General features: G+C 69.9%; 17 protein-coding genes. 11 read left to right on the forward strand and 6 right to left on the reverse strand.

All coding sequences use genetic code 11. The annotated features are described in order from the left end of the window. Positions 1-77 precede the first annotated feature (77 nt). Complete coding sequence (locus tag KGQ19_RS08090) at positions 78-1115, forward strand: polyprenyl synthetase family protein (RefSeq protein WP_368862073.1); 1038 nt, start codon at positions 78-80, stop codon at positions 1113-1115. Between the two features lie 88 nt (positions 1116-1203). On the opposite strand, the gene KGQ19_RS08095 is transcribed toward KGQ19_RS08090, so the two are convergent. After that, a complete protein-coding gene (locus KGQ19_RS08095; protein ID WP_212008470.1) occupies positions 1204-2016 on the reverse strand; it encodes an alpha/beta hydrolase in 813 nt (270 codons plus the stop codon). Positions 2017-2072: 56 nt separating this feature from the next. Between KGQ19_RS08095 and KGQ19_RS08100 the strand changes: the two genes are divergently transcribed. Further along, complete coding sequence (locus KGQ19_RS08100; protein WP_212008471.1) at positions 2073-2540, forward strand: MarR family winged helix-turn-helix transcriptional regulator; 468 nt, start codon at positions 2073-2075, stop codon at positions 2538-2540. Here KGQ19_RS08100 and rarD read toward each other — a convergent pair. The 5 genes from rarD to KGQ19_RS08125 all read right to left on the reverse strand — a co-directional run bounded on the left by rarD (position 2465) and on the right by KGQ19_RS08125 (position 10759). Beyond that, a complete protein-coding gene (gene rarD, locus KGQ19_RS08105; protein ID WP_212008472.1) occupies positions 2465-3469 on the reverse strand; it encodes an EamA family transporter RarD in 1005 nt (334 codons plus the stop codon). The two genes, KGQ19_RS08100 and rarD, sit on opposite strands and share 76 nt — an antisense overlap. Positions 3470-3638: 169 nt before the next feature. Further along, positions 3639-6083: an amino acid permease gene (locus KGQ19_RS08110; protein WP_212008473.1), complete on the reverse strand. Its 2445-nt coding sequence runs from the start codon at positions 6081-6083 to the stop codon at positions 3639-3641. 257 nt (positions 6084-6340) lie between these two features. Further along, complete coding sequence (locus KGQ19_RS08115) at positions 6341-7360, reverse strand: 2-oxoacid:ferredoxin oxidoreductase subunit beta (RefSeq protein WP_212008474.1); 1020 nt, start codon at positions 7358-7360, stop codon at positions 6341-6343. Positions 7361-7363: 3 nt separating this feature from the next. Continuing rightward, positions 7364-9250 (reverse strand): 2-oxoacid:acceptor oxidoreductase subunit alpha, encoded by a 1887-nt coding sequence (locus KGQ19_RS08120; RefSeq protein ID WP_212008475.1) that lies wholly within the window; start codon positions 9248-9250, stop codon positions 7364-7366. A gap of 189 nt (positions 9251-9439) precedes the next feature. Beyond that, complete coding sequence (locus KGQ19_RS08125) at positions 9440-10759, reverse strand: UDP-glucose dehydrogenase family protein (protein ID WP_212008476.1); 1320 nt, start codon at positions 10757-10759, stop codon at positions 9440-9442. 428 nt (positions 10760-11187) lie between these two features. Between KGQ19_RS08125 and KGQ19_RS08130 the strand changes: the two genes are divergently transcribed. The 9 genes from KGQ19_RS08130 to KGQ19_RS51775 all read left to right on the forward strand — a co-directional run bounded on the left by KGQ19_RS08130 (position 11188) and on the right by KGQ19_RS51775 (position 22117). Then, on the forward strand, positions 11188-11535 hold the full coding sequence (locus KGQ19_RS08130) for a YegP family protein (protein ID WP_212008477.1): 348 nt from the start codon (positions 11188-11190) through the stop codon (positions 11533-11535). 1 nt (position 11536) lies between these two features. Further along, positions 11537-11893 (forward strand): hypothetical protein, encoded by a 357-nt coding sequence (locus KGQ19_RS08135; protein WP_212008478.1) that lies wholly within the window; start codon positions 11537-11539, stop codon positions 11891-11893. A 500-nt stretch (positions 11894-12393) separates the two neighbouring features. Further along, positions 12394-13449: a substrate-binding domain-containing protein gene (locus KGQ19_RS08140; RefSeq protein ID WP_212008479.1), complete on the forward strand. Its 1056-nt coding sequence runs from the start codon at positions 12394-12396 to the stop codon at positions 13447-13449. 152 nt (positions 13450-13601) lie between these two features. Continuing rightward, positions 13602-14186 carry a hypothetical protein gene (locus KGQ19_RS08145; RefSeq protein ID WP_212008480.1) on the forward strand — a complete coding sequence of 195 codons (585 nt, stop codon included), beginning with the start codon at positions 13602-13604 and terminating at the stop codon, positions 14184-14186. Positions 14187-14350: 164 nt separating this feature from the next. Then, positions 14351-16957, forward strand: coding sequence for a hypothetical protein (locus tag KGQ19_RS08150; protein ID WP_212008481.1), 2607 nt, complete (start codon positions 14351-14353; stop codon positions 16955-16957). 4 nt (positions 16958-16961) lie between these two features. After that, the gene (gene pstC, locus KGQ19_RS08155; protein ID WP_212008482.1) at positions 16962-18017 is read left to right on the forward strand and encodes a phosphate ABC transporter permease subunit PstC; all 1056 of its coding nucleotides are present in this window, start codon (positions 16962-16964) and stop codon (positions 18015-18017) included. A gap of 16 nt (positions 18018-18033) precedes the next feature. Beyond that, positions 18034-19287, forward strand: coding sequence for a phosphate ABC transporter permease PstA (pstA, locus tag KGQ19_RS08160; protein WP_212008483.1), 1254 nt, complete (start codon positions 18034-18036; stop codon positions 19285-19287). After that, positions 19284-21119 (forward strand): substrate-binding domain-containing protein, encoded by a 1836-nt coding sequence (locus KGQ19_RS08165; protein ID WP_212008484.1) that lies wholly within the window; start codon positions 19284-19286, stop codon positions 21117-21119. Before pstA ends, KGQ19_RS08165 begins: the two co-directional genes overlap by 4 nt. Then, entirely contained in the window at positions 21116-22117 is a 1002-nt protein-coding gene (locus KGQ19_RS51775) for a sortase (RefSeq protein ID WP_307856364.1), read from the forward strand. The genes KGQ19_RS08165 and KGQ19_RS51775 overlap by 4 nt, the downstream gene beginning before the upstream one ends. Positions 22118-22126 lie beyond the last annotated feature (9 nt).

A 22126-nucleotide genomic window follows, 5' to 3' on the forward strand; every position in this document is an offset into this window, starting at 1 on the left:
CAGTTGTGTATAAGAGACAGCACCCGCCCACCACCGCCCCGACCTGGAAGGCCGCCGCAGTGAGTACTCCCGGCACGCTGACCCCGCCGCTTCAAGAGACGACGCAGGGCTGGGGTCCGTACGCAATCGCCCTGCAGCAGGACGAAGCCCTGTCCGTGGCCTTGAAGGACGGCCTGCTCCGGGTGGAGGAGGTGCTGCTGAACTACACCCGCAGCGACCACGCCTACATCAGCGAGATCACCTCGCACCTGGCGCAGGCCGGCGGCAAGCGCACCCGGCCGCTGCTGGTCCTGCTGGCCGCGCAGTTCGGCGACCCGGCCCGGGCCGGCATCGTGGAGGCCGCAGTGGTGGTGGAGCTGACCCACCTGGCCACCCTGTACCACGACGACGTGATGGACGAGGCGGCGCTGCGCCGCGGGGTGGCCTCGGCCAACCAGCGCTGGGACAACTCGCTGGCCATCCTGTCCGGCGACTTCCTGTTCGCCCGGGCCTCGACCCTGCTCTCGGAGCTGGGCCCGGACGCCGTGCGGATACAGGCCGAGACCTTCGAACGGCTGGTGAGCGGGCAGATCTCGGAGTCGGTGGGCCCGAAGAACGGTCAGAACCCGGTGGAGCACCATCTGGAGGTGCTGGCCGGCAAGACCGGCTCGCTGATCGCCACCTCCGGCCGGTTCGGCGCGATCTTCGCCGGCTGCACCAGCGACCAGGAGCGGATACTGGCCGAGTTCGGCGAACTGTTCGGGGTGGCCTTCCAGCTCTCCGACGACCTGCTGGACATCGCCTCGGAGTCCGAGCAGTCCGGCAAGACGCCGGGCACGGACCTGCGCGAGGGCGTGCACACCCTGCCGATGCTGATCGCGCTGGCGATGGACGGCTCGGCCGACCCGGACACCGAGCGGCTGCAGGAACTGCTGCGGACCGATCTGGCGGCCGACGACGAGGCCTTCGCCGAGGCGCTGGAACTGCTGCGCGCGCACCCGAGCATGGAGCAGGCACGGGACGTCGTGCGCGGCTACGCGCAGAAGGCGAAGGCGGTGCTGGACCCGCTGGCGGAGATCCCGGCCAAGGAGGCGCTGCGCGCGCTGTGCGACGTGGTGATCTCCCGGACCACCTGATATCAGGTCGGGGAAGACCGAAAGCGCGCCGACGACGCTTATGTCGTCGGCGCGCTTTGTCTTTCCCCGGGCTTCTGCCGGCCGTTCTTCAGGCCAGCGCGTCGATGAACTCGGTGACGATCGCGTCGAACTCGCCCGGGTGTTCCATGTTCGGGTAGTGCGCCGCGTCCTCGACGGTGGCCTTGCGGCCGCCGGCGACGCTGTCGGCCAGCCGCTCGGCGTTGTGCCGGTGGTCGTCGGAGTCGGAGCCGCCGATCACCGCCAGCACCGGGATGGTCAGCTTGGCCGCCCGGGCCCAGGTGTCCTCGGCGTGCACCGACCAGTCCTGCTCGTCGGCGGTGTGCTTCAGCCAGGTCTTCGTGGTCATCTCATCGATCAGCGCCGGGACGGCGGGGTCGAGGTCGGCCAGGGCACGGTCCGGACCGCTGGTGAACTCGTTCCAGATCGTCAGGGCGCCTTTGAGGTCGCCGGAGAACAGCGCCGGCCAGACCTTCTCCAGCGTCGGGCGGGTCCAGCCGTCCACGAACTCCGGCTCGCTGGTGCCGGCTCCGCTGACCACCAGCGCGCGGACCAGCTCCGGGTGTTCCAGGGCGGTGTCGGTGGCGGTCGCGGCGCCCATCGAGACGCCGATCAGCACCGCGGGGCCGGCGTCGAGGTGGCGGATCAGGGCCGCGATGTCGTCGGTGTGCCGGAAGGCGGCCGCGGCGTTGCTGCTGTCGCCGTGGCCGCGCGCGTCCGGGGCGATCACGCGGTAGCGCGCGGGCAGGGTCGCCAGCTGCGCGTTCCACTGGCGGTGGTCGAGGAAGCCGCCGTGCAGGAGGACTACGAGGGGACCGGTGCCCGCGTCGCGGTAGGCCAGCCGGCCGCCGTCGGCGAGGGTCGCGTACTGGAGCTCGTTCATGACACCTAAGGTGCCATTCTCGCCGTGGGTTGGCAACTCAGGTGTCATAATGAGGTGTGGCTGATGAACCGCTCTCTCCCGAGGACCTGGCCTTGCGGCTCGCTGACGTCTATCTGCTGGTCGGGCCGTTGTATCGGCGAGTACTGCGGAAGGTCGAGACGGGCGAGGAGATCGACGGCGTCGGCGCCGGCGTGCGCATGGTGCTGGACCTGCTGCGCCAGGGCGGGCCGATGACCGTGCCGCAGATGGGCCGGGCGCAGGCGTTGAGCCGGCAGTTCGTGCAGCGGATGGTGAACGACGCGGCCGAGCGCGGGTTCGCCGAGGCGGTCCCGAACCCGGCGCACCGGCGGTCCTCGCTGATCCGGCTCACCGACGCCGGCCGCACCGCCATCGAGGCGGTGATCGCCCGCGAGCGCGGGCTGCTCGGCCAGGTCGGCGGTGACCTGACTCAGGCCGACGTGGACGCCTGCGTCAAGGTGCTGTCGTGCATGCTGGACGAGCTGTCGGATGTGGACGTGGACTGACCGGGCAGGTCGCCGCGACCGGAGCGCCGGGCCGCGCGCAGTGCGTCCACGGTCAGCAGTACCAGCGCGGCCCAGACGATCAGGAACCCGGCCAGCCGGGCCGGCGGCACCGCCTCGTGCTGCACCAGCACCCCGCACAGGAACTGCAGGATCGGTGCCAGGAACTGCAACAGCCCGACCATCGACAGCGGCAGCCGGTTGGCCGCCGCCCCGAACGCGATCAGCGGCAGCACCGTCACCGGCCCGGCGAGCATCAGCAGCGCGGTGTTGCCGGCGTGCTGCCCGAAAACGAGGGTCCCGTGCGTGCCGAGCCACACCAGATACCCGACGGCCGGCACGAACTGCAGCGAACTCTCGACCGCCATCGCTTCGGCGGCGGGTACCGCCACGAGCTTCTTGAGCAGCCCGTACGTCCCGAAACTCCCGGCCAGCACCAGCGCGATCCACGGCGCCTTCCCGTACCCCAAGGCCAGCACCACGACCGCGACCGCCCCGACCCCGACCGCGGCCCACTGCAGCCGCCGCAGCCGCTCCCGCAGCAGGAACACCCCGAACAGCACGGTCACCAGCGGGTTGATGAAGTACCCGAACGCGGTGTCGACGGTGTGCCCGTGGTTCACCGACCAGATGTAGACGAACCAGTTCACGGAGATGGCCACCGCGGCCCCGGCGAGCAGCGCGAGCTTGCGCGGCGCCCGCACGATCTGGCGCACCCACCCCCACCGCGTCGTCCCGTCCGGCACCCGCCGCAGCGCCAGCAGCACGAGCACGGCCAGCAGCGACCACGCCATCCGGTGCGCCAGGATCTCCCCGGCCCCCGCGGGCTCCAGCAGCGGCCAGTACAGCGGGAACAACCCCCAGGCCCCGTACGCCGCGATCCCGAACCCCACCCCGAGCCGCCGCTCAGCGGCGCTCCCGCTTTCTCCCATGAGGCACAGGATAGGGCGGCGACCTGCTTCTGTCACAGGTGGACCGGTGGTTGGACTGTTACCGATGCGAGGCCGCGGCGAGCGGTGCTCCGCCAGGTCGCGGCGGCCAAAGCGAAGCGCCCCCGGACCCATCGGTCCGAAGGCGCCTCACCGCAGTGTTCAGCTGTCGCTACTCGTCGTCCCCGTGCTCGCGGGGCAGCAGCTTGTAGGTCGGGTTCGCCATCGCCAGGTGCCCCTCCATCTCGCCGACCATGCCCTCGACGCGCATCAGCGCTCCGGGCTCGATGCCGGGGATGGAGCGGCGGCCGTAGAAGACCAGGGTGATGCCGCCGGAGGCGTCGTAGAGCTCGGCCTCCAGGGCGGGGGAGCCCTTCACCGGGGACACGGCGACCGAGCGGACCCGGCCCTGGACCGCGGCGCGCTGGCGCCACTGGACCGTGGAGATCGGGCTGACCGAGACCGGGACGCCGCGGCCGGGGTCCGGGACGGCGCCGCACTCGGCGTCGAGCAGCATCTTCTTGGTGGAGCGGGGCTTGCCCGCGCCGCTGCCGGCCTCGCTCTCGCGGACCTTGGACTTGCGGCCCTTCTCCGCCAGCTCCAGCTCCTCGATCGCCTCGACCACGTCGAACGGCACGATCGTGGCCACCACGTGCGGCAGCGTCGAGAGCACCTCGGCCAGGCGGTCGGCCGTGCGGTCGTGCAGCAGGCGGCCGACCACCGGGGAGTACGTGCGCCGCGGGAGCAGCACCGTCACCTCGTAGCCGTCCGAGGTCTCGCGGGCCGCCAGCTCCATCGCCGCGCGGCGGATGCGCCGGTCCGGCACCTCGATGATCTCCAGCGGGATGTCCGCGGCCTGCGAGGCGTCCCATTGGCCGCGCAGCTGCTCGGCGTACAGGTTGTCGACCATCAGGTGCACCGCGCGGACCTCGGTCGGCCGCAGCGAGCGGGCGTAGCGCAGTGTCTTGATCACCGCGAGGTCGACCGAGTCCACCAGGACCAGGATCGAGGTCTGGGTCCGCATCGGCAGGTCCGCCGAGGCCGGCGCCTTGGCCAGCGCCTCGGCCTCGCGGCGGTAGCGCTTGTTCAGCTGGATCAGGCCGAACACGGCCGGCGGAAAGACGATGACGACCATCCAGGCGCCCTCGGTGAACTTCACCGTCGCGAAGATCACCACGACCGCGAACGACATCACACAGGCCGACCCGGCCACGAACAGCTTCCACCAGCGGTACGGCTCGTTGCGCGACCAGTGGTACTTGAACAGGCCCGCCGAGGCCATCACGAAGCCGGTGAACACGCCGATCGCGTACAGGGCCACCAGCGACGTCAGGTCGCCGCCGGTGCCGATGAGCAGCGCCAGCGACAGGATCGTGAGCACGATGATGCCGTTGGAGAAGGACAATCGGTGCCCGCGGACCAGGAACTGCCGGGGCAGGAAGTTGTCCTCGGCGACGAACGAGGTCAGGAAGGGGAACCCGTTGAACGAGGTGTTGCCGCCGGTATAGAGGATCAGCGCGGTGGACAGCTGCACCAGGGTCAGCATCACCGTGCCGAAGCCGTGGCCGCCCCAGGTGATCTTGGTGATCTGGGCCAGCACGGTCGGGTTGCCGCTGCCGTACGGGTTGGTCTTCAGCTGCCAGGCCAGGATCGAGATGCCCAGCACCAGCGAGCCCAGCGCCGTCGACATGAAGATCATCGTCTTGGCGGCGTTCTTGCCGGCCGGCTTCTTGAACACCGACACGCCGTTGGAGATGGCCTCCAGGCCGGTCAGCGAGGAGCCGCCGTTCGCGAAGCCCTTCAGGATCCACAGGATCGCGGTGAACTGGAACAGGGTGCCGGTGTAGCCGCCGAGCCGCAGCGCGCCGCCGGCCTGGTCGTGCAGGCTGACCGCCTGCGGCAGGCCGGTGGTGGCCAGCTTGATCAGGCCCAGGAGCACGGTCGTGCCGGCCATCAGGATGTAGAAGTAGGCCGGGACCGCGAACGAGCGCCCGGCCTCGCGGATGCCGCGCAGGTTGCCGAAGCACAGCAGGATGATCACGAAGACCGAGATGTAGATCTTCCAGCTGTCGATGTTGACGTGGAAGGTGAAGGTCATCCAGGACGCGATCGCGTCCGTGCCGGCGGCGATCTGCACCGCCACCGTCACGATGTAGTCGATGAGCAGGGCGACCGCGGCGATCTGGGCGACCTTCTGCCCGAAGTTCTCGCGCGCCACCACGTACGCGCCGCCGGCCTTGGTGTAGTGCCGGACGACGTCCCGATAGCACAGGGTCAGCAGGAGCAGCAGGCCCAGGATCACCCCGGTGACCGGCATGACCAGCATGAAGCCCACGGTGCCGAAGTACGGCACGAGCTGGGTCAGCATCTGCTCGGTGCCGTACGCCGAGGAGGACACGCAGTCCGGCGCCAGGACGCCGAGCGCGACCGGGTTCGACAGCTTCTCGCCGTGCAACTGGTCGTTCACCAGCGGCTGGCCGAGCAGCCGCTTCTTGACCCGGTAGCTGAGGCTCTCCGGGAGGTTGACGTCCGGGGCCAGAGCCCCGGGCGCGGCGACCGGTACCGACTTCGCCCCCGCGCCGGCCGGTTTCGGCCCGGCCGTGCTGGTACTGCTCATCGCTTGCTGCCTCGTTTCGGCGGGATCCAAAGGTCCAACATGGTCCCTATGCCCATGCCGAAGGTCTGTCCTATCACCCTGGAGATCAGATCATCCAACCCGAGGGCGTTTGCATTTCGTTTGCACGTGCGAGAACGCCCCTGCCCGCGAGCGGGAGGGGCGTTCTCGATCATGAGCTGTGCGTTTGCGACCAGGACTGTCGCATGGCCGTCGAACTCATCGCCGGGCCGGGGCCGAACGGGGGAGTGTTCGACCTCTCACGAGATCGTCCACGTGTCGGACCCGGTCAACAGTTCGGCCAGCTTGCCCGAGCCGAGCTTGCGGGCCGCGTCGTCCAACTGGTCGGCCATCAGCCGGTCGTAGGTCGGCCGGGTGACGTCCCGGAAGACGCCGATCGGGGTCGGGGAGAGCGTGGCCGGGTCGGGCAGCCGGGACAGGGCGAAGGCCAGGTCCGGCTCCGGGGCGTGGGCGTCGTGGATCAGCACCGAGTCCCCGGCCTGCTCCAGCGGCACCGCCTTCAAGGTGGCGTCGGGCATCCGCACGATCCCGTACCGCTCGTCCTCGGCGCCGAAGGAGATCGGCTGGCCGTGCTCCAGGCGGATCAGGTGCCGGTCCCGGACGCCGTTGTCCTTCAGTTTCTCGAAGGCGCCGTCGTTGAAGATGTTGCAGTTCTGGTAGATCTCGATCAGCGCGGTGCCCTGGTGCTCGGCCGCGGCCTGGAGCACCGAGGTCAGGTGCTTGCGGTCGGAGTCGATGCTCCGGGCCACGAACGTCGCCTCGGCGCCCAGGGCCAGCGAGACCGGGTTGAACGGGGCGTCCAGCGACCCGTAGGGGGTGCTCTTGGTGATCTTGCCCTGTTCGGAGGTCGGCGAGTACTGGCCCTTGGTCAGCCCGTAGATCCGGTTGTTGAACAGCAGGATCTTCAGGTTGACGTTCCGGCGCAGGGCGTGGATCAGGTGGTTGCCGCCGATCGACAGCGCGTCGCCGTCGCCGGTGACCACCCAGACCGACAGGTCCGGCCGGGAGGCGGCCAGGCCGGTGGCGATCGCCGGGGCGCGGCCGTGGATGGAGTGCATCCCGTAGGTGTTCATGTAGTACGGGAAGCGGGAGGAGCAGCCGATCCCGGAGACGAAGACGATGTCCTCCCGGGCGATGCCCAGGGAGGGCATGAAGCCCTGGACCGCCGCCAGGACCGCGTAGTCCCCGCAGCCGGGGCACCAGCGGACTTCCTGGTCGGTCTTGAAATCCTTGGTCGTGAGCTTGAGGAGCTCCGGCATGTCTTAGACCCCCGCCCTTGCTGAATCGCCAACCGCGTCCGACGCGATCAGGTTCTTGATCACTTCGGCCAGCTCGGCCGCCTTGAACGGCAGGCCGCGCACCTGGTTGTAGCCGACCGCGTCCACGAGGTAGCGGGCGCGGATGAGCATGGAGAGCTGCCCGAGGTTCATCTCGGGGATGAGCACTCTGTCGTACTCCTTCAGTATGCGCCCGAGATTGGCCGGGAAGGGGTTCAAGTGCCGCAAGTGGGCGTGCGCGACCCGTTGCCCGCCCCGGCGGACCTGGCGGCAGGCCGCCTGGATCGGGCCGTAGGTCGAGCCCCAGCCCAGGACCAGGATCTTCGCCTCGCCCGAGGGGTCGTCGACTTCCAGGTCGGGGATGTCGATCCCGGCGACCTTGGCCGCGCGGGTGCGGACCATCAGGTCGTGGTTCGCCGGGTCGTAGGAGATGTTGCCGGTCCCGTCCTGCTTCTCGATGCCGCCGATCCGGTGCTCCAGGCCCGCGGTGCCGGGGATGGCCCAGGGCCGGGCCAGCGTCTCCGGGTCGCGCAGGAACGGCCAGAACTCCTCGCTGCCGTCCTCGAGCACCTTGTTCGGGCCGGCGGCGAAGTTCGGGGCGATCTCCGGCAGGTCGGCGACGTCCGGGATGTGCCAGGGCTCGGAGCCGTTGGCCAGGTAGCCGTCGGACAGCAGGAACACCGGGGTGCGGTAGGTGACGGCGATCCGGACCGCCTCCAGGGCGGCGTCGAAGCAGTCGGCGGGGGAGCGCGGGGCCACGATCGGCACCGGTGCCTCGCCGTTGCGCCCGAACATGGCCAGCAGCAGGTCGGACTGCTCGGTCTTGGTCGGCAGACCGGTGCTCGGGCCGCCGCGCTGGATGTCGCAGATCACCAGCGGCAGCTCCAGGCTCACGGCCAGGCCGATGGTCTCGCCCTTGAGGGCGATGCCGGGGCCGGAGGTGGTGGTCACCCCGAGCGCGCCGCCGAAGCTGGCGCCCAGGGCCGCGCCGATGCCGGCGATCTCGTCCTCGGCCTGGAAGGTCCGCACGCCGTGGTTCTTGTGCTTGCTCAGCTCGTGCAGGATGTCCGAGGCCGGGGTGATCGGGTACGCGCCGAGGAACAGCGGCAGCCCGCTCTGGTGGCCGGCGGCGATCAGGCCGTACGCCAGTGCGAGGTTGCCGTGGATGTTCCGGTAGGTGCCCTTGGGCATCGGGGCCGGCGCGACCTCGTAGGAGACGACGAAGTCCTCGGTGGTCTCCCCGTAGTTCCACCCGGCCCGGAAGGCCGCCACGTTCGCGGCCGCTATCGTCGGCTTCTTGGCGAACTTCTTCTCCAGGAACGCCACCGTGGCATCGGTCGGCCGGTGGTAGAGCCAGGACAGCAGACCGAGCGAGTACATGTTCTTCGCGCGCTCGGCGTCCTTGCGGGAGATGTCGAAACCCTCCAACACCTTCACCGTCTGCGTGGTCAGCGCGACCCTGTGCACCTTGTAGCCGTCCAGTGAACCGTCCTCCAGCGGGTCGGCGGCGTAGCCGACCTTGGTCAGGGCGCGCGGGGTGAACTCGTCGGTGTTGACGATGACCGTGCCGCCGCGCGGGACGTCCTTGAGGTTTGCTTTCAGCGCCGCCGGGTTCATCGCCACCAGCACGTCCGGCGCGTCGCCGGGGGTGAGGATGTCGTGGTCGGCGAAGTGCAGTTGGAACGCGGACACGCCGGGCAGGGTCCCGGCGGGGGCGCGGATCTCCGCGGGGAAGTCGGGCAGCGTCGACAGGTCGTTGCCGAACGCCGCGGTCTCGGAGGTGAACCGGTCACCGGTCAGCTGCATGCCGTCGCCGGAGTCCCCGGCGAAACGGATGATGACCCGGTCTACCTTCTCAACCTGCTTGGTCATGGGAAACCCGCCCTGTAGTGAGAAGTGTCGTTACCCGTACTCCAATGTTACGGCGGGTAAGTTTCCCCGAGCGGTAGTGGGAATGCCCGGATGTCTTGTCTGGCGGGATGACGGTGAAAGAGCTGTAAAGATGGGCGGGTCGCCTGGCGGCGCCCGCCCGGGTTCGGCTAACGGGGATCCCGCAGCTGGTCAGGGCCGCCCCAGGGCCCGGTAGGTCCAGCCCGCGGCCCGCCAGGCCGCCGCGTCCAGCGCGTTGCGGCCGTCGATGATGCGGGTGCTCCGCACCTGGCCGCCGACCACCGCCGGGTCCAGCTCGCGGAATTCCTTCCACTCCGTCAGGTGCAGGATCACGTCCGCCTGCTCCGCGGCCTCCATCGCCGTATCGGCGTAGGACAGGGTCGGGAACATCTTGCGGGCGTTGTCGGTGGCCTTCGGGTCGTAGACCGTGACCTGCGCGCCCTGCAGGTGTATCGACGCCGCGACGTTCAGCGCGGGGGAGTCGCGGATGTCGTCGGATTCCGGCTTGAACGCCGCGCCCCACACCGCGACCCGCTTGCCGAGCAGCGAGCCGTCGCACTGCTCCCGGGCCAGGTCCACCGTCCGGGCCCGGCGCCGCATGTTGATGGCGTCGACCTCCTTCAGGAAGGCCAGCGCCTGGTCCACGCCCAGCTCCCCGGCCCGGGCCATGAACGCCCGGATGTCCTTGGGCAGGCAGCCGCCGCCGAAGCCGAGCCCGGGTACCAGGAAGCGGCCGCCGATCCGCGGGTCGTAGGACAGCGCCTGGGACAGCTGCATGACGTCGGCGCCGGCCGCCTCGCACACCTCGGCCATGGCGTTGATGAAGGAGATCTTGACCGCGAGGAAGGAGTTCGCGGAGACCTTGACCAGCTCGGCGGTCGAGAAGTCGGTGACGACCAGCGGCACCTTCTCGGCCAGCAGCTGGGCGTACAAGTGGCGCAGATCCGCCTCGGCCTGCTCGGACCGCACGCCGATCACCAGCCGGTCCGGGTGCAGCGTGTCCTGCACCGCGTAGCCCTCGCGCAGGAACTCGGGGTTCCACGCCACCTCGGCGTTCGGCGCCAGCTCCGCGAGCCGGTCGGCGATCCGGGCGGCGGTGCCGACCGGGACCGTCGACTTGCCGACCACCAGCGAGCGGCCCTGGTGCGCGATGGCCCGGGCGATGCTGTCGAAGGCGGCGTCGACATAGGTCATGTCGGCGGCGTACTCGCCCTTCTTCTGCGGCGTGCCCACCGAGACGAAGTGCACCGCGCCGTCGCCGGCCCACGCGGCCAGCTCGGCGTAGTCGGAGGTGAAGGACAGCCGGCCGGCCGCGATCTGCTCGCGCATCAGCTCCTGCAGCCCGGGCTCGTAGAAGGGGACGCGGCCGTCGGCCAGCGCGGCGACCTTCTCCACGTCCACATCCAGGCCCATGACCTCGAATCCGAGTTCGGCCATGCAGGCGGCGTGGGTGACACCGAGATACCCGGTGCCGATCACCGTGATCCGCACTTGTGTCTCCGATCTGAGGGGGGCTGTCGGTCGAAGCAACCCAGACTAGATGTCGATGTTAAGCGGAACCGAAAGGCGTGAGAACCAGCTCCGCCCACCCATGACGCGGCTCCCGAACGGGACCCCCAGACCGGTCGCGCACCGCACCGGCCCGGCTTCGCTCGGTGTCGGCGACGCCGTCGGTGGAGCACGGAGGAACAGCCGGTGGCGCCGGGTTTGCTGAACCGGTTGACAGGGGCGTCCGGCTCCGGCGCCCCTCACAGGAAACTCAGTGCTCTGACAGGTGATCACGCCTCGTAGGCGACTAAGGCGCAACGGGTAGGCGAACAAATGTCCCTGGTCGGACGTTTCCCAACTCGGGGTAGCTTCCGCGCGCCTAGATTGATCGCTCGAGACAGCTTCAAACTGGAGCTCGAGTGTTGGGCGGAATGGCCGTGGACACTGTGCGGGACGAAAGCGGACGCGTGCTGGTGGACCGGGCCGACAACGGGCGATACCGGTGGCGGGCCAAGGCGAGCAACGGTCGCATAGTGGCCGTCTCGGCCGCGGCCTACTCGGGGATAGACGAAGCCCGCCGCGCCTACTCACGCTTACGCCGGGACGCGCCGACCCTGTCGGCACGTATCAGCCATGTGAAGGACGGAGCCGGCTGGACCTGGGTGCTCCAGTCGCCGAGCGGGACGGCGCTGGCCCGGTCGGTCCGCTCCTATGAACGGTACGCGACCTGTCAGATAGCGGTCGCCAAGTTCCTGGCGCTGCTCGCCGCAGAAGGCTGAGATGGCGGCCTCGCTGGTGGTCAGCTCCGCCGACGACGGCGAGCTGACCTGGGTCCTGCTCGCGGCCAACGGCCGTCCGCTGGCGCGTTCGGCCAACGTCTACCGCAGCGACGAGGCCCTGGACGCGGCCTGGCGCGAACTGGTCGCCGACCGCGACGCCCTCAGCATCCGCCTCGGCCGCGACGGGCCGGACTGGTGGTGGACGGCCACGCTCCCGGTCCGCGTCGTGGGCGCGGGCATGAGCGCGGGGCGGGTGGTGGCCCGCAGCGCGCGCGGGTACCTGCGACCGGACCAGTGCCGCGGAGGCGCCATCGGGTTCCGGAACGCCTTGTCGGGCTACGCCCGGCGCGGTAGGTGAACGAGGCGTGTCCGGGATGGCGCCGGGACGGTACCGACGGAAGCACTTCTGGCGCACGCCGGTGGTACCGGCGCTCATCGCCGGGCGCGTGGCCTGCTTGTGCGGCGGGCCGTGGCCGCCGATCGACGCGGCGACGGTTGGTGAGGACGTTGTGACGATGTGTGGTCCTCGGCGAAGGTGAGTGCTGAGTAGTTCGAACCGGCTACCGCTTCGGAGTCCCGGGGCGGCTACCGCCGCACCCTTACCGCCGGCAACCGGCCCTCCGCTGCCGCGGGTGAACGCGAGGCTCCGAAGACGGCACCGAAGCGCCACTGCCGGAAGCACACCGGGTTATGCCGGACTTTGTTTCAGGGCACTCACACACCCCTCAAGCAGCACATCTGTGCGGTCCGAGGCCGATTCGGCCGCGGACCGCACACAGAGTGCCCTCTGGTCGTCCGCTCGCCGGTCGGCGAGTCTCATTCCCGCAAGGACCAGTCCCCCTTGCAGGAGGAAACGCAATGCGCTCTGTCACCCGCAAGCTCGCCATCACCTCGGCGGTCGCCGCGGCCGTCCTCGGCGCCACGGTGGCGTCGAACGGCGCCGCGCTGGCCGACCCGCCGGCGGGCACCACCCCGGCCGCGACCGACATCGTCGCCGCCGGTTCGGACACCATCCAGGCGTTCGACAACGGTCTGTCGACCCAGTACAACGCGACCAGCCCGGCCTCGAAGTTCTACACCTGGGACGCGACCGGCACCTCGCCGATCACCCCGAAGACCGGCGCCACCTCGATTCCCCGGCCGAACGGTTCCGGCCAGGGCATCACGGCGCTGAACAACAACACCAACGCCACGCTCGACATCGCCCGCTCCTCGCGCGGTCCGAACACGGGCACCGCGGACTGGTTCATCCCGTTCGCCCAGGACGCGGTGGGCTGGGCCGGCTTCACCGGCGGCAACGCGCCGACCGACCTGACCTCGGCCGACCTGCAGGGCATCTACACCTGCAGCATCACCAACTGGAACCAGATCACCGACGAGCCCGGCTACACCGGCCCGAACGCGACGATCGACCCGATCGTCCCGCAGTCCGGTTCCGGCACCCGTTCGTTCTTCCTGTCCGCGCTGAACATCACGGCCGCCAGCGAGCCGTGCTGGAACGCCACCACGCCGGAGGAGAACGAGGGCACCGCCTCGGTCTTCGCCGGTGACGTGAACGCCGTCTTCCCCTACTCGCTGAGCCACGCGGTCGGCCAGCTCTACGACGGCAAGGGCAGCGGCACCGACAACATCGGCGTCCTGGACGTCTTCCGCTCGATCGACGGCAACACCCAGATCGACCAGACCAACAAGGTGTGGAACGCGAACTTCCCGCTGACTTACACCCGCGAGGTCTACCACGTCGTGCGCCAGTCCGACTGGGCCGACGCCACCGAGGGCCCGCGCCTGAAGGCCCTGCTCGACCGCTCCACCAACGGCGGCTACCTGTGTGGCACCGCCGCCAGCAGCCTGATCACCAGCTACGGCTTCCAGACGCTGGGCAACGCCTGCGGCACCCTGACCGCCGGTCAGTGACCTCTCACCGGTCGGAGCACCACTGACCCTCGGTCGCGGTGATCCGGCCTCACGACCGGGCCCGCCGGAGCCGTCCATGGACGACTCGGCGGGCCCGGCTCTTCCTCCCTTCCCCATGTCCGCCCTCTATCCCTGACTTCCAAGGAGTCCCCATGAACCGCACCGCTGTGCGCACGGTGGCTGCCGCCGCCGCCCTCGCCGCGACCGCCATCGCCCTGCCGTCGGCCAGCGCGACCGGCACCCCGGCTTCCGGTTCGGTCGCCTTGACCGCCTCCAACGCCTTCCTCACCTCGGCGCTCCGCTCCGGCATCGCGGCGGTGCCGCTGCCGACGGCGACCGGGTCCTACAACAGCGCCACCGGTGCGACCGCGACCTTCCCGGTCACCGGTGGCAACGCCGTGCTGGCGCGCTACTACGGCAGCGTGACGCTCGGCGGCGGGATCGCCTTCGCGGACGCGCTGACCGGCAAGATCGTCTGCTTCCACCAGGTCTCCCTCAGCGCCCGCAGCCAGGAGCTGTCCGCGGTGCCCGACGGCGGCACCACGCCGGTGAACCTGTTCGAGTTCGGCGGCGACACCGTGATCAGCAACATCGGCGTCAAGCCGGAGACCCTGACCGGTGACGCGGACATCCCGGCCGACGGCGCCGCCTATCTGGACCAGGCGCTGGGCACCACGTTCTTCACCGCCAACCAGGCTGTCGGCTCCCTGAGCGCCACCTACACGCCGGCCTCCTGATCAATTCATTGACATGCCGACCGAAAGTGCGACGCCGGGCCGGTCCCGGCGTCGTTTCGCGGTCGGCCACCGTTTTCGCCTTGGCCGCGTCGCGGTCGGTTCCCCGTCGCCCGCGAGCGGGCGAATGTATGCGTCCCCTGATTTTCGATCTCGGAGGTTCCTCCATGTCGCCCCGTGAAGCGGGAGCCGTCCGGCGCCGCAGAGGCGTGCGCGCCTATTGTGCGGCCGTACTCGCCTGGACGGCCGCGTTCATGGCGGCCCTGGTTCTGCTGCCTCCGGGTGCGCACACCATCGCCGCGGCCCACGCTGACAGCTCGTCGGTCACCGTCCCCGGACCAGCGGTCTGGATTCCGTCCACGCAGACGTACGGCGCCAACGGCGCTGTGACGGTTTCCCAGACAACGAACCTTGTGGACCAGATGGTTCATGTGTCCTGGACCGGTTTCACTCCCAGCAGCGGCCAGTTCGTGACGTTCACCAACCTCAACGTCCTGTACCCGGTCGCGGTCTACGAATGCCGGGGCACGAATCCCAAGATCACCGACTGCTACGGCACGACCCACTACGGCCAGAAGGCCGCCGCCGGCTTCGCCCAGCCCAACGACGGGGCAGGCCTGGCAGCGCCTGACTTCCCCAACAACGCGGTGCCCGCGGTGACTCGTAGCGACGGCACCGGAAGCGCTGACATCGAGGTCTACACGGCGAACCAAAGCCCGTCTTTGGGCTGTGACGCGGCCAACCCGTGTTCGATCGTCGTCGAACCGAACTACGGCGGCGACTCGACCGGGATCGACAGTACGACGTCGCCCCCGGCACCGAACTGCGCCGACCACGGGGTGGACCGCCACCCTCCCTATATGGCGACGTTCAATGGCTTTCTCCAGGTCGACCCGAACCAGAACGGCACCGGCGAGATGTGTGCCTGGAACAACCACGTCACCATTCCGCTCTCCTTCGCCCCCGTCGCCGGCGCCTGTCCGGCCAGTGCGGCCGGCGTGTCCGCCGAGGGGATGCCGATGCTCGACCGGGCCTTGGCGCAGTGGACGGTCGGTGCCTGCCTCAACTCGGCCGATCCGGTAACCCTGCAGTACAGCAGCGATATCACCGAGCCGGAGTCGCGCAGCGACTTCTTGCAGGGCCGGGCCGGGGCTGACATGGCCTTCACCTCGCTGCCCGCCGATCCGGCGGCCAGCAGCGCGCATCCGTACACCTATGTGCCACTGGGCAACACCGGCATCGTGATCGCGTTCTTCATCGATGACGCCCGCACGCACCTGCCCATCACCGGCGTGAAGCTGAACGCGAGATTGATCGCCAAACTGTTGACGCAGTCCTATGACGTCGAACACATCTCGACCTCGAAGATCGACATCCCGTCGGTGGCGGGGAACCCGACGTGTCTGTTCAGCGATCCGGAGTTCCTGGCGCTGAACGCCCAGACCGGTGTCACCTGGCCGAACTGCGCGGGGAACGCCATCTCCAGTCTGCCGATCGTGACGGGCGGCACGACTGATCTGGTGACGGAGCTGACGACGTGGATCATGTCGGATCCCGACGCCGAGGCGTTCCTGGCCGGGACTCCGGATCCATGGGGCATGCACGTCGATTCCTTCTACCAGACCTCCAAATATCCCTACCCCATCAACAGCTTCGTCTCTCAGGACGGCAGCGGCCCCGCGGGCGAACTGGGGACCGGCCTGCCCTTCCCCACCGATCCCAACGCGGCGGATCATGACGGGGCGCATATGAAGGGCTACGAGTGGAACCCGCTCCAGGCCGGGCTCGACGACGTCGCCCGGCACATGCTGCAGGCGAACCCGACATGCATCGTCTGGCAGTACGACGCGTTCAACGGCATCCACGACAAGTGCACGGCGCAACTCGTCGGCGGCCGTGACGTGATCGCCGTCATGGACGCCGGCCGCGCCGCGGCCTTCAACATGCCGACCGCGGCCCTGGCCAATGGTTCCGGTGCCTACGTGCCTCCGAACGCTTCCAGCATGAAGTCGGCAGCCCTGGACTACGTGACCGATCCCAAGACCGGGACCCAGTCGCTTCCGTGGGGCAGCGCCCACACCGGCTACTCGGGCGACACCAACGCCTACGCGTTGACCGTCCCGACATACGCGATGGCTCCGACCTCCGGGGTCCCGGCGGCCAAGGCCACCACGATCGCCGATCTCCTGTCCGCGGTGACGGACAGCCGCAGCGGCCAGCTGTCCGGCACCCAGCCCGGCGAGCTCGCTCCCGGCTTCACGGCGAACACCCCGGCGCAGGCGGCGCAGGCGGGCGCGGCGATCGGCAGGATTCGGGCCGGCGCCGGCCCGAACGGCGGGCCGACCACGGTGACCGCCACCGGCCCGGCCACCGGCAAGCCCACCACCTCCGGCAACGAGGTGATCACCCCGGTGACGGTCACGAAGAACGGCACGCCCTCGGTCTCTTACAGCACCAGCACGCTGGGCGGCAACGGCGGGGCGAACGGCGGTGCCGACGCGGCGGACGGCGCGTCCGGTTCGTCCAAGGGCGCGGCTGGAGCCTCCGGGAGCAGCGGCCCGACCCGCAACCTGAGCGGCTCCACCACGGCGGCGGCGGTGGGTAGTGCCACTGCTGACAAGGCCGGGGTCGGCCGGCTGATCCTGCCGATCCTGCTGATCATCGGCCTGGTCCTGGTGGCCGCCGGTCCCGCGGCGCTGGTCCTGTCCTCCGGCGGCGTGAGCACCAAGCTTCGGGCGCTGTGGCCGCAGGCCAAGCGGCGTTTCGGGCGGTGAGCCGGTGACCACCGCCGACGCCGGCACCGAGCTGGCCGACGACCTGTTCGGGTCGCCGCCCCAGGGCTCCGGCCCCGGGGCGGCGCCCGCCCCCGCCGACGACACCCCGATGAAGATCATCCCTGGCGTCTCGCGCGGCGACCGGGTCTTCCGGATCGCCTTCCGGGGCGCCGGCCTGTCGGTGTTCGCGATCATGGGGCTGATCGCCCTGTTCCTCATCACCCGCGGCGCGCAGGCGCTGCACGCCACGGGCTGGTCCTTCCTGACCGAGCAGCGGTGGCAGACGGCCACGCACCGGTTCGGCGTGGGTGCCGTGCTGCCGGACGGGATCATCATCGCGGTCATCGCGCTGGTGATCGCGGTGCCGGTGGCGCTGTCCGCGGCGCTGTGGATCTCCGAGTACGCGCCTTCCGGCCTTCGCCGGACTCTGATCTCGCTGATCGACCTGATGGCGGCGGTGCCGAGCATCGTCTACGGGCTGTGGGGGCTGATCTTCCTCACGCCGCGCATCATCGGGTTCGAGCGCTGGGCGGCGACCCACCTCGGTGGCGTGCTGCCGTTCCTCAAGGTGCGCAACGGCGAGGTCTCCGCTTCCTACTCGCAATCGGGGTTCATCGCCGGGGTGGTGGTGGCGCTGATGATCATCCCGATCGTCTGCTCGCTGTCCCGGGAGGTGTTCTCCCAGGCCCCGACCGGAGAGCGGGAGGGCGCCTATGCCTTGGGCGCCACGCGGTGGGGGATGGTGCGCACCGTCGTGCTGCCGTTCGGTAAGGGCGGGATGATCGGCGCGGTGATGCTGGGGTTCGGCCGGGCCATGGGTGAGACCATCGCCGTCGCGCTGATCATCTCGCCGGTGTTCGCGATCACCTGGCATCCCCTGCAAGCCGACTCCAACTCCATCTCCTCGCTGATCGCGCTGCGATACGGCGAGTCCGACAAGCTGTCGCTGTCGGCCCTGATGGCCGCCGGGCTCGTGCTGTTCACGATCACCCTGCTGGTCAACATGGTCGCGTCCGCGATCATCGCCAGATCGCGCTCCGGCGCCGCGACCAACGAGTGAGGGGTCTGACGCCGTCATGACACTTATCGATATCGCCACGAGCAGTGGCGCGACCGGTGAGGGCACCGCGTATCTCGACGCGGCCACCGGGCAGGTCCGGGTGCGTCCCGGCGCGATCACCACCGCCGACATCGGCACTCTGGCCGGCGCCGCCGTGGGCGCGCTCGGGCTGGTCTGGCTGGTGTACGAGCGGATCATGCCGTGGTCCGGCGCACTCGGGTTCTGGCTGTGCTGGTATGTGATGTTCCTGGTCTTCTACTGGGGCATCGCGCGCACCCAGTGGGAGGCGCGTCACGTGCGGGAGAAGCTTGCCGCGGCCATGTTCACCGGCGCCGGGGTCTTCGTGCTGGTGGTACTCGTCGACCTGATCGCCTACGTGGGCTGGCGGGGAGAGAAGGCCATCGGGCATGGCAACTTCCTGACCACCGACATGCAGAAGACCGGGCCGTTGGACGGTCTGAACAGCGGCGGCATATTGCACGCGATGATCGGTTCGCTGGAGCAACTGGGTCTGGCGACCTTGTTCGCGGTGCCGCTGGGCATCGCCGCCGCGGTGTTCATGTCCGAGATCGGCGGGCGGCTGGCCCGACCGGTGCGCACCGTGGTCACGGCGATGACCGCGCTGCCCTCGATCGTGGCCGGGCTGTTCGTGCTCGGCTCGGTGATCCTGACCCTGGGCTACGACCGCAGCGGCTTCGCCGCGTCGCTGGCGCTGACCGTGATGATGATGCCGATCGTGACCCGCGCCGCCGAAGTGGTGATCCGCATCGTGCCCAACACCTTGCGAGAGGCCTCTTACGCGCTGGGCGGGAGCCAGTGGCGCACGGTGTGGAACGTGGTGCTGCCGACCGCCCGCTCCGGTCTGACGACTGCGGTCCTGTTGGGCATGGCCCGCGCGGTGGGCGAGACCTCGCCGGTCCTGCTCACGGCCGGGTTCTCCTCCGGCAAGAACTCGAACCCGTTCAGCGGGCAGCAGGTCAGCCTGCCGCTCTACGTGTGGAACTACGTGCGTTATCCGCAAGAGAACATGAAGATCCGGGCCTTCGGCGGAGCGCTGGTGCTGATGGCCATCGTCATGATCCTGTTCGTCGCCGCGCGCATGGCCGGCGGCCGTCGACCCGGCGAGTTGTCGCGGCGTCGCCGTCGCCAGATGGCCCGTGACCGGGTCCGCATCGCCGCGACGCATCCCGCCAGGCCGCAGGCGCCGGCTGTGACTCCTGCGCCCACCGCCGCGGCAATCATCCATCCGGAACCGGAGCCAGCCTCGTGAAAACAGCCCGCATCCTCAGACCCCGAATCCCGGTCTGGCTGGCGGCCGGCCTGGCCGTGACCGCGGCCCTGGCCGCCGCGCTCACTCCGGCCACCCCGGCGCACGCCGCCACCGCGTTGAGCGGGTCCGGCTCCTCGTGGAGCGGTCCGGCGCTGGACCAGTGGCGCCGGGACATCCTGCCGCAGGGCATCAACATCAACTTCTCGGCCAACGGCTCGGCGGCCGGCCGGACCGACTGGGAAAGCGGTCTGGACGACTTCACGGCTTCCGACGTTCCGTTCCGCAGCACGAGAGACCAGGGCGTGAGCGGTTCGAACACCGGCGCGGGGAACATCGAGAACCCGACCTGGCGGTACTCCTACGTTCCGGTGACCGCCGGCGGCACGACCTTCATGTACAACCTGAAGATCGGCGGCAAGCAGGTCACCGACCTGCGCCTGTCGCCCGACGTGCTGGTCGACATCTTCACCAACCAGATCACCATGTGGGACGACCCGCGGATCAAGGCCGACTACCCGGGGAACCTGCCGCACGAGCCGATCACCCCGGTGGTGCGCTCCGACGGTTCCGGTGCGACCGCGCAGTGGACCCGCTACATGGAGCACACGCACAAGGCGCAGTGGGACGCGTATTGCAACGCGATCAACGGTGTCTCCTGCGGTGATTACACGGAGTTCTTCCCGACCCCGCCCAGCAGCAACATGCACTCCGAGAACGGCTCGGACGTGGTGGCCGGTTTCATCATGTCCCCGCAAGGCGAGGGCGCCATCGGCTACGACGAGTACGCCTACGCCAAGCTCAACAACTGGCCGGTCGTCAAGGTCCTGAACCCCGCCGGCTACTACTCCATCCCGACCGCGTCGAACGTCGCGATCGCGCTCACCGCCGCGAAGATCCGCGGCGTGGACGACGACACCCCGCCGAGCGACCCGAACTATCTGCAGCAGAACCTCGACGCGGTCTACACGATGACGGACCCCCGGTCGTACCCGATCTCCAGCTACAGCTACATCATCGTGCCCCGCGATACCGGGACGCTGCCGGCGCTGCCCAGGGCGAGCGACGACCACGGCGCCGCGCTGTCGAAGTACGCCGCCTACATCCTGTGCGGCGGGCAGGCCGAGGCCGACCAACTCGGGTACTCGCCGATCCCGCGGAACCTGGTGAAAGGCGGGATGCTCCAGGTGTCGCACATCCCCGGGCAGCAGTCCGGCGTGGATCCCAACACCCTGTCCAACTGCCCGAACCCGACCTTCAACGCCTCCGGCCAGCTGACGGTGCTCGCCGACGCGCCGCAGCCGAGCCCCTGTGACAAGGCCGGCACCCCGCTGAACTGCACGGTCGGGACTTCCGGCGGCGGCTCGGGCGGGTCGGCCGGCGGCTCCTCCGGCGGTTCCTCGGGCGGCAAGAAGGGCAGCACCACCGGCGGCCACTCGACGTCTGGCGGGACCTCTGGCGGAGCCAACGGCGGTTCGGGGTCGAACGGCGGGAACACCGGCGGTGCCGGCGGTACCGGCGGGACCACCGGAGGCGCGGTCGGCGGGACCACGGGCGGCACCACCGGCGGTGGTGCCGGTGGGATCGACCCGGTCACCGGGCAGACCCTCGACGACTCCAGCGGCGGGGACAGCGGCGGGTCCAGCGGAGGAGCCACGCAGGTGGTGGCCGACGTGCCACAGCACCGTGATCCGAAGCTGATGGCCGGTCTCACGGCGTTGGAACTGCTGGCGGTGGTGACCATCCCGCCGATGCTCGGCAACATGTTGGTGCGCCGCCGGAGATTGGCCGCGGCCAATGCCGCGGACCGGGGGGAATCGGAGCCGAAGCTGTGACCGCGCCCACCACGTCGCTGGACCCGGAGCTGGACTCCGGGACCGAGGCCGTCGGCACCGCGGAGGCGGATCCCGAGGAGAAGCAGGCCACTGTGACGCTTGAGTCTCCGGAGCCGGAGTCGGAGGCTCAGCCGGCCCGGCCCCGGCAGTCGGCCGCCGCTGTGCGCGCCGCGCTGCGCGCCGGCCGGGGCCGGCGGATCGTGCGGACGGTGGCCACGGCGGCGAGCCTGCTGTCCGTGCTCATCCTCGGGTTCGCCGGCTACGCCTACGGATTGTCCCGGCTCCAGGAACAGCACAGTCAGGCCAACCTCTACCGGGTGCTGGCCGCTGAGCTCGCGCAGGCGACGGCGCCGGTCAGCCCGTCGCCGGACGGGGTCCCGCTGGCCATCATGGACATCCCGGCGATCGGGGTGCACCAGGCGGTCATCGTCGAGGGCACGACCGGCGCCGACCTGGCCAAGGGGCCCGGGCACCGCCGGGACACCGTGCTGCCCGGCCAGCCCGGGGTCAGCGTGGTGATGGGGCGGAGCGGGACGTTCGGCGCGCCGTTCGCCGCGCTGACCGGGCTCCAGGTCGGCGACAAGATCGACTTCACCACCGGCGAGGGCACCTTCACCTACACCGTGAACGCCTTCGGCCAGGGGTCCAAGCCGATCGTCGACCCCTTCAAGAACCGGCTGGTGCTGGCCACCGGCGACTCGACCTGGATCCCGACCCACGCCGTCTATGTCGGTGCGCACCTGGACGGCGAGCCCGCGGGCGGCTCCGGACAGCGCGGTACGCAAAGCGACCTGGACAAGCCGCTGGCCTCCGACACCGACGCCTGGCCCACATTGCAGCTGTGGGCGCTGGCCCTGGCCCTGGCGGTGGCCGCGACGGTCGGGCTGAGCGTGGTGTGGAACCGGCGCGCCGTCTACCTGTCCATGGCGCCGGTGCTGGCCGCGCTGCTGTGGTGCGTGTACGAGAACGCCGCCATCTTGCTGCCGAACCTCAACTGAACCTGGGAC

The organism is Catenulispora pinistramenti (genome assembly GCF_018274385.1).
Lineage (GTDB): Bacteria > Actinomycetota > Actinomycetes > Streptomycetales > Catenulisporaceae > Catenulispora > Catenulispora pinistramenti.

What these genes read in the sequence shown, in the direction of transcription:
- KGQ19_RS08095 (WP_212008470.1), bottom strand. Translation starts at nt 2,016, where the DNA reads ATGAACGAGCTCCAGTACGCGACCCTCGCCGACGGCGGCCGGCTGGCC.
- rarD (WP_212008472.1), bottom strand. Translation starts at nt 3,469, where the DNA reads ATGGGAGAAAGCGGGAGCGCCGCTGAGCGGCGGCTCGGGGTGGGGTTC.
- KGQ19_RS08110 (WP_212008473.1), bottom strand. Translation starts at nt 6,083, where the DNA reads ATGAGCAGTACCAGCACGGCCGGGCCGAAACCGGCCGGCGCGGGGGCG.
- KGQ19_RS08115 (WP_212008474.1), bottom strand. Translation starts at nt 7,360, where the DNA reads ATGCCGGAGCTCCTCAAGCTCACGACCAAGGATTTCAAGACCGACCAG.
- KGQ19_RS08120 (WP_212008475.1), bottom strand. Translation starts at nt 9,250, where the DNA reads ATGACCAAGCAGGTTGAGAAGGTAGACCGGGTCATCATCCGTTTCGCC.
- KGQ19_RS08130 (WP_212008477.1), top strand. Translation starts at nt 11,188, where the DNA reads ATGGCCGTGGACACTGTGCGGGACGAAAGCGGACGCGTGCTGGTGGAC.
- KGQ19_RS08135 (WP_212008478.1), top strand. Translation starts at nt 11,537, where the DNA reads ATGGCGGCCTCGCTGGTGGTCAGCTCCGCCGACGACGGCGAGCTGACC.
- KGQ19_RS08140 (WP_212008479.1), top strand. Translation starts at nt 12,394, where the DNA reads ATGCGCTCTGTCACCCGCAAGCTCGCCATCACCTCGGCGGTCGCCGCG.
- KGQ19_RS08145 (WP_212008480.1), top strand. Translation starts at nt 13,602, where the DNA reads ATGAACCGCACCGCTGTGCGCACGGTGGCTGCCGCCGCCGCCCTCGCC.
- KGQ19_RS08150 (WP_212008481.1), top strand. Translation starts at nt 14,351, where the DNA reads ATGTCGCCCCGTGAAGCGGGAGCCGTCCGGCGCCGCAGAGGCGTGCGC.
- pstA (WP_212008483.1), top strand. Translation starts at nt 18,034, where the DNA reads ATGACACTTATCGATATCGCCACGAGCAGTGGCGCGACCGGTGAGGGC.